General features: G+C 71.9%; 18 protein-coding genes. 3 read left to right on the top strand and 15 right to left on the bottom strand.

Features of this window, described 5'->3' with window-relative positions; genetic code table 11:
• The first annotated feature begins 355 nt into the window (after nucleotides 1-355).
• A complete protein-coding gene (locus AC1QRC_RS08920) occupies nucleotides 356-817 on the top strand; it encodes a hypothetical protein (protein ID WP_484206411.1) in 462 nt (153 codons plus the stop codon).
• A 10-nt stretch (nucleotides 818-827) separates the two neighbouring features.
• Here the strand turns inward: AC1QRC_RS08920 and AC1QRC_RS08915 are convergent, their stop codons facing one another.
• From AC1QRC_RS08915 to AC1QRC_RS08855, 13 genes are all read right to left on the bottom strand, one after another.
• Complete coding sequence (locus AC1QRC_RS08915) at nucleotides 828-1,484, bottom strand: energy-coupling factor transporter transmembrane component T family protein (RefSeq protein WP_484206410.1); 657 nt, start codon at nucleotides 1,482-1,484, stop codon at nucleotides 828-830.
• Nucleotides 1,465-2,145 carry an energy-coupling factor ABC transporter ATP-binding protein gene (locus AC1QRC_RS08910; protein ID WP_484206409.1) on the bottom strand — a complete coding sequence of 227 codons (681 nt, stop codon included), beginning with the start codon at nucleotides 2,143-2,145 and terminating at the stop codon, nucleotides 1,465-1,467. The genes AC1QRC_RS08915 and AC1QRC_RS08910 overlap by 20 nt, the downstream gene beginning before the upstream one ends.
• A gap of 94 nt (nucleotides 2,146-2,239) precedes the next feature.
• Nucleotides 2,240-3,094: a fumarylacetoacetate hydrolase family protein gene (locus tag AC1QRC_RS08905; RefSeq protein ID WP_484206408.1), complete on the bottom strand. Its 855-nt coding sequence runs from the start codon at nucleotides 3,092-3,094 to the stop codon at nucleotides 2,240-2,242.
• A gap of 76 nt (nucleotides 3,095-3,170) precedes the next feature.
• The gene (locus AC1QRC_RS08900) at nucleotides 3,171-3,944 is read right to left on the bottom strand and encodes an SDR family oxidoreductase (protein ID WP_484206407.1); all 774 of its coding nucleotides are present in this window, start codon (nucleotides 3,942-3,944) and stop codon (nucleotides 3,171-3,173) included.
• Nucleotides 3,941-4,870 (bottom strand): dihydrodipicolinate synthase family protein, encoded by a 930-nt coding sequence (locus tag AC1QRC_RS08895; protein ID WP_484206406.1) that lies wholly within the window; start codon nucleotides 4,868-4,870, stop codon nucleotides 3,941-3,943. Before AC1QRC_RS08895 ends, AC1QRC_RS08900 begins: the two co-directional genes overlap by 4 nt.
• Before the next feature lie 3 nt (nucleotides 4,871-4,873).
• Nucleotides 4,874-5,296, bottom strand: a complete 423-nt coding sequence (locus AC1QRC_RS08890) for a hypothetical protein (RefSeq protein WP_484206405.1) — start codon at nucleotides 5,294-5,296, stop codon at nucleotides 4,874-4,876.
• A 1-nt stretch (nucleotide 5,297) separates the two neighbouring features.
• Nucleotides 5,298-6,104, bottom strand: a complete 807-nt coding sequence (gene lhgO / locus AC1QRC_RS08885) for an L-2-hydroxyglutarate oxidase (protein ID WP_484206404.1) — start codon at nucleotides 6,102-6,104, stop codon at nucleotides 5,298-5,300.
• The gene (locus AC1QRC_RS08880) at nucleotides 6,101-7,753 is read right to left on the bottom strand and encodes a tripartite tricarboxylate transporter permease (protein WP_484206403.1); all 1,653 of its coding nucleotides are present in this window, start codon (nucleotides 7,751-7,753) and stop codon (nucleotides 6,101-6,103) included. Before AC1QRC_RS08880 ends, lhgO begins: the two co-directional genes overlap by 4 nt.
• A 25-nt stretch (nucleotides 7,754-7,778) precedes the next feature.
• Nucleotides 7,779-8,288 (bottom strand): tripartite tricarboxylate transporter TctB family protein, encoded by a 510-nt coding sequence (locus AC1QRC_RS08875; protein ID WP_484206402.1) that lies wholly within the window; start codon nucleotides 8,286-8,288, stop codon nucleotides 7,779-7,781.
• Nucleotides 8,288-9,265 (bottom strand): Bug family tripartite tricarboxylate transporter substrate binding protein, encoded by a 978-nt coding sequence (locus tag AC1QRC_RS08870; RefSeq protein ID WP_484206401.1) that lies wholly within the window; start codon nucleotides 9,263-9,265, stop codon nucleotides 8,288-8,290. Before AC1QRC_RS08870 ends, AC1QRC_RS08875 begins: the two co-directional genes overlap by 1 nt.
• 84 nt (nucleotides 9,266-9,349) lie before the next feature.
• Complete coding sequence (locus AC1QRC_RS08865; RefSeq protein WP_484206400.1) at nucleotides 9,350-9,799, bottom strand: PaaI family thioesterase; 450 nt, start codon at nucleotides 9,797-9,799, stop codon at nucleotides 9,350-9,352.
• Nucleotides 9,792-10,583 carry an enoyl-CoA hydratase-related protein gene (locus AC1QRC_RS08860; RefSeq protein ID WP_484206399.1) on the bottom strand — a complete coding sequence of 264 codons (792 nt, stop codon included), beginning with the start codon at nucleotides 10,581-10,583 and terminating at the stop codon, nucleotides 9,792-9,794. The genes AC1QRC_RS08865 and AC1QRC_RS08860 overlap by 8 nt, the downstream gene beginning before the upstream one ends.
• 1 nt (nucleotide 10,584) lies before the next feature.
• Complete coding sequence (locus AC1QRC_RS08855; protein ID WP_484206398.1) at nucleotides 10,585-11,859, bottom strand: CaiB/BaiF CoA transferase family protein; 1,275 nt, start codon at nucleotides 11,857-11,859, stop codon at nucleotides 10,585-10,587.
• Nucleotides 11,860-11,990: 131 nt separating this feature from the next.
• Between AC1QRC_RS08855 and AC1QRC_RS08850 the strand changes: the two genes are divergently transcribed.
• Nucleotides 11,991-12,812, top strand: coding sequence for an IclR family transcriptional regulator (locus tag AC1QRC_RS08850; protein ID WP_484206397.1), 822 nt, complete (start codon nucleotides 11,991-11,993; stop codon nucleotides 12,810-12,812).
• A 17-nt stretch (nucleotides 12,813-12,829) separates the two neighbouring features.
• Here the strand turns inward: AC1QRC_RS08850 and AC1QRC_RS08845 are convergent, their stop codons facing one another.
• The gene (locus tag AC1QRC_RS08845) at nucleotides 12,830-14,083 is read right to left on the bottom strand and encodes an MFS transporter (RefSeq protein ID WP_484206396.1); all 1,254 of its coding nucleotides are present in this window, start codon (nucleotides 14,081-14,083) and stop codon (nucleotides 12,830-12,832) included.
• A gap of 52 nt (nucleotides 14,084-14,135) precedes the next feature.
• Here AC1QRC_RS08845 and AC1QRC_RS08840 point away from each other — a divergent pair, with 52 nt between their 5' ends.
• Nucleotides 14,136-14,921, top strand: a complete 786-nt coding sequence (locus tag AC1QRC_RS08840) for an IclR family transcriptional regulator (protein ID WP_484206395.1) — start codon at nucleotides 14,136-14,138, stop codon at nucleotides 14,919-14,921.
• On the opposite strand, the gene AC1QRC_RS08835 is transcribed toward AC1QRC_RS08840, so the two are convergent.
• Nucleotides 14,892-15,485, bottom strand: a complete 594-nt coding sequence (locus tag AC1QRC_RS08835; protein ID WP_484206394.1) for a biotin transporter BioY — start codon at nucleotides 15,483-15,485, stop codon at nucleotides 14,892-14,894. The genes AC1QRC_RS08840 and AC1QRC_RS08835 overlap by 30 nt on opposite strands.
• Nucleotides 15,486-15,505 lie beyond the last annotated feature (20 nt).

The following is a 15,505-nucleotide window of genomic DNA, read 5'->3' as shown; positions in this document are numbered from 1 at the left end:
TGCTCCGGCCCGGACGACTCGGTCTCCCCGGCTGCCCGGGCGGGTCCTCCCGTCGCCAGCAGGGTGAGCACGAGGGCCCACCCGAGCAGGGACGCGAGGACGCGGGACCAGGCAGAGGACAGCACCATGGCAGAGACTCCGGTTGCAGAAGGTGGGCCCCGAGGTGGGGCGAATCCGCTTGTGACACTACGCACGCAACACTCAGGTTGGCCATGGATCAGGGGGATTGTTGGCCAGTCGTTGACTCCTCGCAGACCCTGGCACGTGTGCAGTCGGCCGACGGCGGATCCCGGGAGGCGACCCGGGAGCCGACCCCGGTGACAGGTCCGTCGGTGGCGTTTGGCAGGCTCTGTGCATGGACATGGCGGCCGCTGTCCCGCTCTCTGTCGAGCGGGCCCTCGAAGGCTTCTTCGCGCAGTCCCGGGTGTTGCGCCACCCGGCCCTGTGGGCGCGTTCGCACGGGGTCCGCCGCAAGCTCGAGCGCTACCTCGACCTGGAGTGCGAGCGGTGGCTCTCCCACAGCGACCTGGTGCTGGTCCACGCCGAGCGCCAGATCCACGCACCGGGCGCGGTGGTGCGGGTCACCGGTCCGGAGTCCCTGCTCTCCGCCCTGCCGGGATTCCTCGGCCCCCGCTGGCTGCCCCGCCACCCGGCCCTGGCCCGGGTCCAGCTCATGGTGGTGACCGAGCTGGTCGGATACCTGCGCTCCAACGGGATGATCGACCCCCGCAAGGTCGCCTGCAACCTGCTCGAGGTCCAGACCCAGGTCGCCCGGGCCCGCCAGGTGCTCGCCGAGTCAGCCGACCAGCACCGGTGAGTTCCGGGCGTCACCCGGCGGGCGGCTCGGACTCCTCCCCGGACCCGTAGCCCCGGGCGATCAGGGCGTCGCCGAGCGCGTCGGAGATCCGCACCGTGCGCACGACCGTCGGCACCACCAGCGCGGTCACCGAGCGCCGCTGCCCCCGTGCCAGGCGCGCCTGGTCCGCCTGCTCCACGGCGGCCATCACCAGCGGGATGCTCCGGATCGCCAGGGCGATCGTCATGGCGACCCGGTCCGGGTCCACGCGCACCAGGCGCAGCGGGGCGAGCAGGCGACGCAACAGGTCCAGCATCTCGGTGACCGGGGTGGTCAGCGACACGGTCCAGGCCAGGACCAGCGTCGCCGCGATGCGGCACACCCCGACGGCGGCGGCCTCCCAGCCCAGCACCCACACCTGGAACGCGCCCACCAGCAGGAGCATCACCGCGACCATCCGGGCCGGGGCGGCCAACCACCGCCAGGGCACCCGGGCCGTCGCCAGCACCAGGAGGGACAGCATCAGGCCGACACTCACGACATACGGCTCGTCGCGCCACAGCAGCACCGCCACGGCGGCTACCAGACCACCGACCTTGGCCCCGGCCGGCAGCCGGTGCAGCCACGAGTCACCCGGCCAGTGCACCCCGATGAGGCGTGCGGCGCCACTACCCCAGGAGTTCGACATACCGCTCCAGGGCAGGGCTCGGGGCGTCGTCGGCGACCACGCGCCCCCCGTCGACGACCACCACCCGGTCGAATCCGGTCAGCAGTTCCAGGTGGTGGGTGACCAGGATGAGCTGCTGGTCCAGAGCGGCCCACCGGGCCGAGATGGCCCGCACGTTGCGCAGGTCCAGGAGCGTGGTCGGCTCGTCGGCGACGATCAGTTGCGGCTCGGTGAGCAGCACGGCCGCGAGCGCGAGCAATTGCTTCTGCCCGCCGGAGAGCAGATAGCAGGGGTGGTCGGCGTGGTCGCTGAGCCCGTACGCGGCCATGGCGCCCTCCACCCGCTCCCGCACCTGGGCGTCCGGCAGGCCCGAGCCGCGCAGCGAGAAGGCGAGGTCCTCCCGGACGGTCGGCATCACGATCTGGTGGTCGGCGTCGGGGAACAGGAAGCCCACGCGGCGGCGCACCCGCCGGGTCTCCCGCGCCACGTCGAGGCCGCCGACCAGGACCCTGCCCGACGTCGGGCGGACCAGGCCGTTGATCATGCGCACCAGGCTGGACTTGCCGGACCCGTTGGCGCCGACGATGCCGACCCGGTGCTCGCTCAGATGCAGGTCGACGGCGTCGAGGACGGTGCGTTGCTCGTAGCGCAGGACGACCTGCTCGAAACGCACACCGGACACGGGCCCAGTGTCCCAGGCCCGGCGCCACGGCCCGACCACGCCCGGACCACGCCCGGACCACGCCCGGAGGGTCACCCGGCGCCCGCGGCAGCGCTCAGCCGGCGACCACCGGGTTGCGCAGCACCCCCAGCCCGGGGATCCGGCACTCGGCGGTGTCGCCGGGTCGCACGTGGATGGCGCCGGGGGTGCCCGGGGACAGGATGTCGCCGGGCTGCAGCGGCATCACCTTGCTGTGGAAGCTGATCAGGTAGGCCGGCGAGTAGCGCATCCGCGCGATCGTGTTGGTCCGGGTCTGCTCGCCGTTGACGACGGTGGACACCTCGATGTCCTCCAGGCTGCCGGCGTGGGCGACGACCTCCTCCAGCGGCACGATCCGCGGGCCGAAGGAGAAGAACCCGGGGAAGTTCTTGGACCGGGTCAGGAACCGCGGGTTGCGGGCCAGGATGTCCTCCGCGGTCTGGTCCAGCACGTTGACCACGCCCAGCACGTGGTCCAGGGCCTGCTCCGGCTCGACGTTGCGGCAGTGGCGGCCGATGACGATCCCCATCTCGGCCTCGCTGGTGGTCCGCTCGCTCTGCGGCGGCACCGGGATCGGCTCCCCGGGCCCGATGACGGTGTGGTCCAGCTTGATGAACGAGGCAGGCTCCTCCGGCACCGTCTCGGCCAGGTCGGCGGCGTGGTCGACGTAGTTCAGGCCGATCCCCCAGATCATCCGGGGGTTGCGGTAGGGCGCGGTGAAGGTCACCTCCTCCGCGGGCCGGAACGCGCCAGCGTCGGCGGCCGCCGCACGCCCGGCCAGTTCGTCGGTCCTGCCCTCCCGGATCGCCTCGAGCAGCGTGGCCGGCACGTCGTCGCCGAGCGCGGCGAACGGGATAACCCCGCGGTCGGGCAGGACGAGGACGGGTCGTTCGGCGCCGGAGTCGGCGATGGTGGCCAGGTGGGCGGGCACGGGGTCTCCTCGGGGCAGGTCGGCGGGGTGTCGGGATAGCTCGTATGTCGTGGGATGGCGTATGCCGTGGGCAGGGTCAGCGGGCCCGGACCAGGCCTCCGTCGATGCGGATCTCCTGGCCGGTGACGTAGGAGGCCGGGTCGCCGGCCAGGAACGCGGCGACCGCCCCGAACTCCTCGGGGCGCCCGTAGCGCCCGACGGGGATGGTGGCCCGGGACGCCTCCCGGACCTCCTCGACCGGTCGGCCGGCCCGTTCGGCGTTCGCGCGGTCCAGCGCATCGACCCGGTCGGTCTGGATCCGGCCGGGGAGCAGCATGTTCACCGTGATGCCGTCCGCGGCGACCTCGTTGGCCAGGGTCTTCAGGTAGCCCGCGAGCGCCGCCCGGCCCAGGTTGGAGGAGGCCAGGTTGGGCAGCGGCTGGTGCACCCCGCTGGAGCCGACCGCGAGCAGCCGGCCCCAGCCGCGCTCCCGCATGCCGGGCAGCACGCGCTGCACCAGGTCGACGTGCGGGCGCACCAGCAGCTCGAACGCCGCCCCGGCGCTGTCGGGGGTCAGTGCGTCCGCGGTGCCGGGCGGCGGTCCCCCGCCGTTGAGCACCACGATGTCGACCTGCCCGTACGCCTCCTCCGCGGCCGCCACGATCTGCTCCGGGGCCGCGGGGTCGGCGAGGTCGGCGGCGACCGGGGTCGCGGCCGGCAACTGCGCCGCCCGGGCGGCGGTCCGGTCGGCGTCACGGCCGACGACGACGAGGTTCACCCCCTCGTCCGCGAGGGCGTCGGCGATGGCCGCGCCGATGCCGGAGGTGGCGCCGAGGACGATCGCGGTCCGACCGTCGAGTCCGAGCTTCATGCTGTGGTCCTTTCCTGGTCACGGGCGAGGGGCGTGGTGGCGAGGTGCTGCTCCAGGAGCGGCACGAGGGACGGCGGGACCGGTGGTGCCGGTGGGCGCACGAACGGGTCGGCCAGCACCCCGCGCCGGTGCAGCAGCATCTTGCGCAACGCCAGACCGATGCCCTGTTGGGCCTCGAAGTTCACCAGGGGCAGCCACGGTGCGTAGGCCTCGCGCGCGGCGGTGAACCCCCCGGCGCTCCAGGCGTCGAGGGCGGCTCGCAGGCCCTCCGGGTGGCTGAAGCCCGTCATGGCTCCCGCGGCTCCGGCAGCCAGCTCGTCCAGCAGGCCGAGCCCGCCCAGCCCGCCGAAGACGGGCACGTCGGTGCGCTCGGCCATGGCGGCGATGCCCGGCGGGGTCGGCGCCGCCTCGGCCTTGATCGCCACCACCTGGGGGCAGTCCGCGACGAGGTCGCCGATGGCGGGCGCCGGGAGCTTCACGCCCGAGGTGGCCGGGTAGTCCTGGAGCACGACCGGTGCCCCTGTCGCGGCGTGCAGCGCCCCCAGGTGTCCGTAGACCACCGCTGGGTCGGCGCTGGTGATCAGCACCATGAGCGCCGCCCCGACGCCGGCGCCGGCCAGGGCGTTCTCGGCCTGCTCGACCGCGACCGCGGTGCTGCGCCCGGCGACGCCCAGGACCAGCGGCAGGCCGTCTGCCGCGGCGGCAACCGTCCGGGCGACGTCCCGCTGCTCGGCGAGGCTGAGTGAGGCGGCCTCCCCGAACACCCCGAGGGCGACCACGCCGTCGGCGCCGGCCTGCCGGGCGAAGGCGACCTGGCGCTCCATCGAGGCGTGGTCCACCCGCCCGTCCGCGTCGAAGGGCGTCGCCAGGATGACCCAGAGGTCACCGGGCAGGGGGTCGTGGGCGGGGGTCCGGTCCGGACTCATCACTCAGCTCCTCGTGGTCAGGTCGTGGGCGCGGTCGATCTCGGCGACCAGGTGCTCGGCGATCGCCAGGCTGGAGGTGGCCGCCGGGGACGGTGCGTTGCGCAGGGCCACCACGCGCCCCTGCCGGTCGATCCGGAAGTCGTCGACCAGGCTGCCGTCCCGGTCCATCGCCTGGGCCCGGATTCCGCTGGGACCGGGCAGCACGTCCGCCACCTGGAGCTCGGGCACGTAGCGCCGGGCCGCGGCGACGAACCGCCTGGTGCTCAGCGATCCGGCCATCTCGGCGATACCGGTGCGCCAGTTGCGGGCGGCGAACGGCGCGAAGCCGCGCCAGGTGAGGGTCTCCGCCAGGTCCTTCAGCGAGACGGTCCGCCAGTCGTAGCCCTCGCGGGCCAGCGCGAGCACCGCGTTGGGACCGACCAGCACCTCACCGTCCAGTGCGGGGCGTCAGGTGCACCCCGAGGAAGGGGTAGCGGGGGTCGGGCACCGGATACACCAGGCCGTTGACCAGGTCCCGCCGCTCCGGCCGGAGCACGAGGTACTCCCCGCGGAACGGCATGATCCGCGGCTCGCCGCTGGCGCCGACCTGTCGGGCCAACCGGTCGGCGTGCAGGCCCGCGCACAGCACGACGCTGTCGAACGTCTCGACCAGCTCGTCCTCGCCCGTCCCGGTCCGCACTTCGACCCCGGTGGCGGTGTTGCGCAGCCGCGTGACCTCGGTGCCGAGCCGGACGTCGCCGCCCCGGTCGAGCACCTGGCAGGCCAGGGTCCTGGTCACCGCGGGGTAGTCCACGATCGCGGTCGCCGGCGAGTGCAGGCCGGCCACACCGCGCACGTGCGGCTCGAGCTCACGCAACTCCTGGGGCCCGATCCGGCGCACGCCGGGGACGCCGTTGGCCTCGGCACGCTCCTGGATGGCCGTGAGGCGGCCGGCCTCCACCTCGTCCAGCGCGACCAGCACCTTGCCGATCTCCTGGTAGGGCAGCCGGTGCTCGGCGCAGAAGTCCTTGAGCAGCCCGACGCCGCGGCGGCACAGCCGTGCCTTCAGGGACCCCGGGGTGTAGTACAGCCCCGCGTGGACCACCCCGCTGTTGCGCCCGGTCTGGTGACCGGCCAGCGAGGTCTCCTTCTCCAGCACGGTCACCGAGGCGTCCGGGTGGACCTCCAACAGCCGTTGGGCGACGGCGGCGCCGAGAATGCCACCGCCGACGACGGCATACCTGACCTGACTCATGCCTTCCCTTCGTCCTCGGGTGCGGTGTCCGGGTCGCCCGGAGACGATCCGACCCTCGTCCCGACCCTGTCAGACTCGTCGCGGGCCGCGCGCTTGGCCTCCTGTCTCTCCTTGTAGCGCCGGGCCCGACCGAGGTCACGGACCTGCGCGCTGACGATGCGCTTGATGACCGGCGAGAGCACCGGGATCAGCAGCAGCAGGCCCATCGCGATCAGCAGGTACACCGAGGTGGTGCGCTGCAGGAAGATCGTCGGGTCTCCGCCGGAGATCACCATCGTCTGGCGCAGGGTCTCCTCGGCGAGGGGGCCCAGGACCAGCGCGATGACGAGGGCCGCCGGGGACATCCCGAACCGCCGCATGAAGAAGCCCAGCACGCCGCAGGCCAGCATGATGCCGACCTCGACGATGCTGCCGTGCACGGTGTAGGTGCCCATCACGCAGAGCACGATGATGACCGGGGCGAGCACGCGGAACGGGACCCGGGCGATGGTGGCGAACCCGGGGATCATGAACACGTTGATCAGCAGCAGCATCACATTGCCGAGGTACATGCTCGCGATGAGACCCCACGCGAAGTCGGGGTTCTGCTCCATCAGCAGCGGCCCCGGCTGCAGGCCCCACATCAGGAACCCCGCGAGCAGCACCGCGGTGGCGCCGGACCCGGGGATGCCCAGGGTGAGCAGCGGGACCATCGCCCCGGCGGAGGCACCGTTGTTGGCGGCCTCCGGCCCGGTGAGGCCGGGCATCGCGCCCTTGCCGAACTTCTCCGGCGTCTTGGAGATCGACTTCTCCATGTTGTAGCTCATCAGGGACGCGACGGTGGCCCCGGCGCCGGGAGCGGTGCCCACCAGGAAGCCGAGGAAGGAGCCTCGCCAGATGGAGCCGTTGGACTCCTTGTAGTCCTTCCTCGTCGGCCAGAACGCACGGTCCCGCACCGACACCTTGGCGTAGCCGAGGGATTCCAGGTGGCCACCGCGCCACAGCGTGTGCAGGATCTCCCCGACGCCGAACAGGCCGATGGCGACCGGCACGAAGTCGATGCCGTTGATCAGTTCGGTGGAGCCGAAGGTGTAGCGCTGTTGACCGCCACCGACGTCGATGCCGACTGTGGCGATCGCGAATCCGATCAGGGCCGACAGGACGCCGAGCAGCTTGTTCTTGCCGATGATCACGATCAGGGTCAGCAGACCGGCCACCACCACCAGGAAGAGCTCGGGTGGGCCGAAGGTCCGGGCCACCGCCGCCGTCGCCGGGGCGAAGAAGCTGATCAGGATCGCGCCCACGGTGCCGGCCACGAAGGAGGCGACCGCCGCCATGACCAGGGCGGGACCGGCCCGCCCCTTCTTGGCCAACGGGTAGCCGTCGAACGTGCTGGCCACCGTGGCTGACTCCCCCGGCGTGTTGATCAGCACCGAGGTGATCGTGCCGCCATACATGGAGCCGTAGTAGACGGCCGCGAGCATCACGATGGCACCCGCCGGGTCCAGCCCGAAGGTGATCGGCAGCAGGATCGCCAGCCCGGCAGACGGGCCCAGGCCAGGGATGACCCCGACCACCATGCCGGCCGTCACACCGACTGCCAGCAGGAACAGGTTCTGCACCGTCAGGATCGTCTGGATCCCACCGGCCAGGTCGTTGAAGACGTCCATGAGTCCTCTTTCTGGGGCCGCCGCGCTAGAAGCGCGGCAGGAGCCCGGAGGGGAGCCCCGCGTTCAGGGCGGTCTGGAAGAGCAGGTACAACCCCAGCGGCACACCGATCGCCACGAGCACGTTGGTGACCCAACGCTCCCGGTTCAGGTAGGCCAGCACCGCGAAGGTGAAGACGGCCCCCGCGATGATGGCGCCCAGGGAGACGAAGGTGAGGAGCAGGGCGACGGAGCCGACCAGGACACCGGCCATGACGAGCGGGTGCTTGCCCAGGTCGGCCTCGCCCTGGTCCTCCTCCTCGAAGCCCTCACTGGCGTCGCTCGGGTCCCGCCAGGCCTGCAGGAGGGCCCACGCCGTCAGCAGGGTGCCCAGCACGCCGATGATCTGGGGGAAGAACCCGGCGCCGATCCGCCCTGCCTTCGTGGTCCACTCGAGCTGGAACGCGAGCTGGGTGTAGACCAGCAGCATGATCAGCAGGGCCGTGAAGAAGATCAGCTTCGTGGGGACGGTCCGGGTCGGTGCGAGGCGGGTGGCCACTAGATCGCCCCCGCCTCGGCCAGGATCTCCTCGAAGTCGGCGACGGTGCTGCCGAGGAAGTCATAGAACTCCTCCTCCCACAGCACGTTCTCGGCCAGGTAGTTGGACTCGATGTACTCCTGCCACTCCGGGGTCTCGACGACCTCCTGCATGGTCTCCACCCAGAACTGCTGGGCCTCCTCCGGCGCCTCCGGGGGCAGGATCATCCCGCGCGGCATCGCCGGCAGGTCGGTGATGCCCAGCTCCTCCCCGGTGGGGACGTCCTCGAGGACGTCGAGACGCTCGGGGCCGGTGAACAGCAGCGGGCGCATCTCGCCAGCCTCGATCTGGCCCAGGATGGATCCGGTGTTGGAGACGGTGGCGTCCAGCGAGCCGGACATCATCGCGGTCTGCAGCTGCCCCTCCTCGTTGAACGGCACGTACTCGATCTGGTAGCCGGAGGCGTCCGCGAGCAGCTGGTGCAGGATGAAGTCGACGTTGACGGTGCCGATCCCCCCGACGACCACACTGTCCTGGGAGGAGGCGTACTCCACCCAGTCCTCCCACGTCTCGTGCTCGCTGGTCCCGGGGACCATGAACAACGCGTCGTCGGTGGCGAACAGCCCCACCGGGGTGAAGTCCTCGTAGGTCCACCCGGTGTCGGCCTGCAGCGGCGTGGTGATGAACGACCCCGACGTGGTCGAAATGCCGTAGCCGTTGCCGCGCTGGTTGAGCAGGTAGCCCCATCCGGTGGCGCCGCTGCCGCCCTCGCGGTTCTCCAGGCGGATGTTGCCCCCGGGATAGAGGTCGTACTGCTCGATGATGTCGACCATCGTGCGGGCCATGATGTCGTTGCCGCCGCCGGGGCCGAAGGCGATGGTCCAGTCCAGGTCCTGCGACGGGTACTCGCCGTCGCCCTCGTCACTGCCGCCGCAGGCCGCCAGTGACATGGCCAGGGCCGCGGTGCAGGCTCCTGCGATCAGTCGGGTGCGCATCATTCTCGTTCCTCCTACCGGCTTCCTTGCCGGATCGGTGCCCAGGCGGTCGCGAGACGATCGGGTGGGCGGGTGGGTGGATGGGTCTTACTGAGGGTCTGTGGGTTGCTCGAGCCGGTGCCACGTGCCGACGCCGTGGGCGATCTCGCGCCCGTCGGCGTCGGTCATCCGGGACTCGATGTGGACGATCCGCCGGCCGGGCCGCAGGAAGCGGGCGGTGCAGCTGCCGTCGCCGGTCAGCGGCCGGAAGAAGCGCAGTTGCATCTCGATCGTGACCGCCGTGCCCAGCACGTGGCGGCACAGGTGCCCCATGGAGATGTCCACGGCGGTGCCGATCACACCACCGTGCACGCTGCCCTGCGGGTTGGTGAGGTGCGCGGCATACGGGAGCACGACGGTGCAGCCCGGCGGGTCGTCGGAGTAGTCGATCCGCAGGTCCAGGAACCGGGCGAGGAAGAAGTCCCCGAACTCCTGGGCCCCGGACGCCGCGGCACGGGTGGCGGCCTCGACCGCCCCCGGGAAGGCCGGCTCAGCCATCGCCGTTCCAGGTGAACACGGGTGGGCGCTTGGCCATGAACGAGCGGACGCCCTCGGCGAAGTCCTCGGTGTCGAAGGAGGAGTTGCGCAGGTCCAGCGTGGCCGCGTCGTCCGCGACCTGCCCGTTGACCGCCTTGCGCACCATCACCTTCCCGGCGCGGACGCTGAACTGCGCCCGGCTGGCGACGGTGGCGGCGAACTCGTAGGTGTGGGCCTCCAGCTCCTCCGGCTCCAGGACCTCGTCGAACAGGCCCAGCTCGAGGGCCCGCTGGGCCAGGATCTGCTGGCCCGACATGAGGATCCACTTGGCCCGCGAGGGCCCTGCCAGATCGACCACCCGCTTGGTGGACTCCAGGCTGTAGACCAGGCCGAGCTTGGCCGGGGTGATCGCGAACTTGGCGTTGCTGTCGGCGAAGCGCAGGTCGCAGGACAGCGCCAGTCCTGCCCCGCCGCCGATGCAGTAGCCGTGGATCATCGCGATCGTCGGCTTCACCATCTCCTCGATGGCGTGCTCGGCCGCGGCCACCTTCTGGTTGTAGTTCTTCGCCTTGGTCGCGTCGCTGCGCTCCTGCTCGAACTCGGTGATGTCTGCCCCGGAGGCGAATGACTTCTCGCCCGCGCCCCGGATGACGAGCACCTTGACGTCGGGGTCCGCGTCGATCGTGCGCAGCAGGTCGGGCAGCGCCCGGTACATGCCCATGTTGATCGCGTTGCGGCTGCGCTCCCGGTTCAGGGTCAGCGTGGCGACGCCGCCCTCCTGGGTGACCAGCAGGTCCTCGGTCATCTCAGTTCCCCTTCGTGGTGGGTGCGGCGGTCCCCGCCGGGACCGGGTCGGTCTGCTGCTCCTGGGTCGCCGACCGGTCGGGGTGGGCGTCGAAGGCCGCGCCCTCGGCATACATCTGCTCGATCTGCTCCTGCTCCACGCCCACCTCCCTGAGCAGCTCGGTCGTGTGCTGGCCCAGCCAGGGGGCCGGCCCCCGGACCCCGTAGCCGGGCAGGTTGGAGAACCGGGTCGGGGGGCCGATGGTCTTCATCGGGCCGATGATCGGGTGGTCGACCTCGGCGACCACCCCTCGGTCGACGACCTGGGGATCGGCCAGCGCCTCGTCATACGTCAGGACCGGCCCGCACGGGACACCGGCGCGGTCGACCGCCTCGATCCACTCCTCCGTGGTGCGGGTGACGGTGATCGCCTCGATCTCGGCCTCCAGCTCCTCGATGTTGGCCATCCGGTCCGGGAGCGTCGCGAAGCGCGGGTCCTCAAGCCACTCGGGACGCTCCAGTGCGCCGGTGACCAGCCGCTCCCAGAGCCTGTCGTTGGCCGCCCCGATGGTGACGAAGCCGTCGGACGTGCGGAACGCCTGGTAGGGCGTGGACCGGCGGTGCCGGGTGCCGGTGGCCTGCGGGATCTCCCCCGAGCCGAAGTAGGCGCCGGACTCCCAGACGGTCCACGCCAGCCCGGCCTCGACGAGGGAGATGTCCATGTACTGCCCCTCACCCGTCCGGCTGCGGTGGATGTGGGCGCCCAGGATGGAGTAGGCGGCCGTGGCGCCGGCGGCGATGTCGTTGATCGCGATGCCGACCTTGGCGGGACGCTGTCCGTCCCCGGTCATCCGCATCAGCCCGGTCAGGCCCTGCGCCATGATGTCGAACCCGGGGCGGTGCCGGTAGGGCCCGGTCTGGCCGAACCCGGAGATGGAGCAGTAGATGATGTCCTCCCGCAGCGCCTTCACCTGCTCGTAGTCGATCCCCAGCTTGGTGACCACGCCTGGGCGGAAGTTCTCGATCACCACGTCGGCCGTCTTGACCAGCTCCCGGAACGCGGCCACGCCCGCCTCGGTCTTGAGGTCGAGGGAGACGCTGCGCTTGCTCCGGTTGGGCATCGCCGAGGGGTAGCTCTCCCCGTTGATCTTGGGCGCCAGGCGGCGCGAGTCGTCACCGGTGTGCGGCTGCTCCACCTTGATCACGTCGGCGCCGAGCTCGGCCAGGACGAGGGTGCAGTAGGGGCCGGAGAGGAACCTCGTGAGGTCGAGGACGCGGAATCCGTCGAGGGGAAGCATCGTCGCCTCCTTCCTGTATTGTGGGATACGATCTCACATTATGGGATGACTGAGCCCATACACTAGGCGCGACCCCGGGACGGGTCAAGGGGTCATCCCGGTCGCCATCCGCCGATTCGAGGGAGAACACGGTGAACGAGTCAGCACGCCAGCGGGTGCAGTCCATCGACCGGGCGGTCCGGATCCTGCGGTCCTTCGATGCCGCGTCCCCCGAGCTCGGGATCACCGAGTTGGCGGGCCTCACCGGTCTTTCGACGAGCACCGTGCACCGGCTGCTCGTCTCGATGACGGACAACGAACTGATCCGGCAGACCTCGGACCGCCGCTACGCCCTGGGCCCCCTCGTGGTGCGCCTGGCGCACGGCGGAGCGCTGGCCAGCAGCCTGCGGACTGCGGCTCTGCCGCTGGCGAAGGCACTGCGCGACGAGGTGAACGAGACGGTCGGGATCCACGAGCACCTCCCCGGCTGGCGGCGCGCGGTCGTCGACCAGTGCGAGAGTCGGCAGGAGCTGCGCCGGACCTACACCGAGTTCGGCATCCCGATCCCGATCGTGCACGGGGCCCCGGGCAAGGCGATCCTGGCCTACCTGCCGCACGCCGAGCAGGACCGGGTGCTGGGCGAGCCGATCGAGGCCGCCACCGAGCGGACCATCACCGACCCCGACGCGCTGCGGGCCGACCTGGCCCGCACCCGGGAGCGCGGGTACTCCTACTCCGACGCCGAGCGCACCCCCGGGATCCGCTCGTTCGCCGCCCCGGTCCTGGACCACGGCGGCACCGTCCTCGGCGCGATCGGCCTGTCGGTCCCCGCGATCAGGGTGGACGACGACCGCGGTGTCCTGTTGGGCACCCGGGTGCGCGACGCGGCGCGCGAGGTGTCGGAGGCGCTGGGTGCCGACGAGGCCACCTTCCGGGCCGTTCTGAAACGGTCCGCGCCCCCTGCGGCGGACTGACCCCTGTCCGACGGGGATCAGCCGACGGGGATCCCGGCCGCCCTCCGGGTCGTCCGGTTGGCATGCTCGGAGTACTGCGGGACCCAGCGGCCCAGCGCCGCCCCCGCGGCACCCCCCAGGGCGCCGGTCACCCAGATGCCCGCGGCCAGTGAGCCCAGTGCCGTGCCGGCGGAGATGACCAGGGGGCCGGCCGTGTCGCCGCAGTCCTGGAAGAGGCGCCACACGCCGAGGAAGGCCGCCCGGTCCCCCGGAGGGGCCACGTCGGCTCCCAGCGTCATGATGATCCCGGACCCGATCCCGTTGCCGACCCCCAGCACGGCGGCCACGGCCGCCAGCGCCGGGACGTTGGTGGCGAGGGGCAGCGCGGCCATCGCCGCGGCCATCACCAGCATCGAGGGGATCCCGATCCACAGCCGGCCGTAGTGGTCCATGACCTTGCCGGCCGGATAGAACAGCAGCATGTCCAGGGCGCCGGAGAGTCCGAAGATCAACGAGATGACCTCCGGGTCCAGGCCCAGGTGCTCGCCCCACAACGGGAGGACCGTCTGCCGGGCACCCCGCACCGCGCCGACCAGGAACGTGGTCAGTCCCAGGGTGAGGAAGAGTCGTCGGTAGCGGACCAGAAGCGCGGGGATGCTGCTGCCCGGTGGGCGCGTCGCAGCGGCAGGCCCGGCGGCCGGCGGCTCCCGGACCGCCAGGATCACCCCGACGGCGAGGACGGCGCAGCCCGCTGCCAGCCAGTACGCGGGCCTGATCGCGGTGCCGAATACCACGGCCGCCCCCAGGAACGGGCCGATGAAGTAGCCGATGCGGTGCATCCCACCGAGCGTCGAGAGCACCCTGGCGCGCTTGTGGGCCGGGGTGACCTCGGTCAGGTACGCGTGGCGCGCCAGGTTGAAGACCGCGCTCGAGGCACCGAGCACCAGCACGGCGGCCCCGAGCACCCACAGGTGCGGAGCCAGCGCCATCCCGAGCAGCGCGAGCACCGCCACCACGGCGGCTACCAGCATCGCCCGGCGGTCCCCGATCCGGGCCGCGAGGGCACCGGCGGGCACATCGGTCAGCACCTTGCCCAGCGGCAACATGGCCGACACCAGGCCGGCCACGGCCAGATCGCCGCCGAGACGGACGGCGCTCAGCGGCACGAGCGGCAGCACGACGCCGACGGCGACGCCGAACAGCAGGGACGGCACGTAGGTGCCCAGCACGACGGTCCGCAGCGAGAAGACCGGGTCCTGCGTCGCTCCCGGGGCGGGTTCCTTGACGCCCATGGCGGCCACTCCCTACGCTGTTGTTCAACATACGAACAGGATGATTCACGTTGTGAACAACACTCCACCACCCGTCCTGCAATCGGTCAAGCGCGCGCTCGAGGTCCTCCTCGCCTTCGAGGCGGAGCGCCCCGTGCAAACGCCGGCCGAGATCGGCGCGCGACTGGGGTTGAACCGGACCACCAGCTGGCGCTACCTGAGCACCCTCGCCGCGTCGGGGCTGGTCCGCGAGCTCCCCGGCGGCCGCTTCGCCCTGGGCGGCCGCACCGTGACCCTGGCCGAGGCCTACGCCCACCAGTGGGGACGGTTCGGTGACGCGGGCGGGATCGCGCTGGTGCGGTTGCGGGACCGCACCGGGGAGACGGCCGCGCTGCACATCCGGCAGGAGTGGACCCGTGTCCCCCTGCGCCAGGTCGAGTCCCAGCAGGAGCTGCACCGCACCTACCGGGACCTCGGCGCCCCGATCTCGCTGCTGGTCGGTTCACCCTCCCTGGCCATCCTGGCCCACCTGCCCCGGGCCGAGGCCGCGTCCTACCTGGACTCCCAGGCCGACCTGGACGACGACCGTCGCGCTCAGGTGCTGGAGCAGCTGGAGCAGATCCGCTCCCAGGGATACGCCACCAGCGAGGGTGCCCGCGCCCCGGGCGTGAACTCCGTCGCCGTCGCTGTTCGCGAGCCCGGCGGAGCCGTGCTCGGCGCGGTGAACGTCACCGGCCCGGAGCAGCGGTTCACCCAGGCCTCGGTGCCCGGCTTCGTCCGCGAGGTCACCGCGGCCGCGCGGTGGATCGAGGAGCAGCTGGCTGCCGGCTCAGTCCCGGCGGCCGACGACGTCGGGTAGCGCCCGGACGACCGCCGCGGTGACGGCCCCGGCCACAGCCGCCTTCACGAGGTCACCTGGGATGAACGCCCACATCCCCCTGCTCATCGCCTGGCCCACCGAGATCCCGGTGACGTGGGCGAACCAAGGTACTCCCACGGCATACAACACCGGGATCCCGGCCACCGCGGCGCCGAACAGTGCGAGGGGCAGCCGGGCACCGTGGATCCGGCCCAGCACCCAGCGGGCCAGCAGCCCGATCACGATCGCCATCGGCACGAAGCCGACCAGGAAGCCGCCGGTCGGGCCGGCGAACAGCCCGAGCCCGCCCTTGAAGCCGCTGGCCACCGGGAGGCCCACGGCGATGAGCGCGAGGTAGACCAGCACGGCGCCGGCGCCGCGCCAGGGCCCGAGGATCGCCGCGGCCAGGGTCACGCCGAGGGTTTGCAGGGTCACCGGCACGGAGCCGCCCAACAGGTAGAGCCCGGGCACGAGCGTCAGCGCGACGATGAGGGCGGCGAAGACGGCCACCCGGGCCGAGTCACGGACAGCGCTGTCACGCAGCGCGGCGGAGTGTGCGGTCACGGCGCACATTGAACCGCACC

The sequence above is a fragment of the Ornithinicoccus sp. genome, assembly GCF_057176825.1.
The sequence above is the reverse complement of the archived record's forward strand: the minus strand, read 5'-3'. Positions and strand labels throughout refer to the sequence as shown.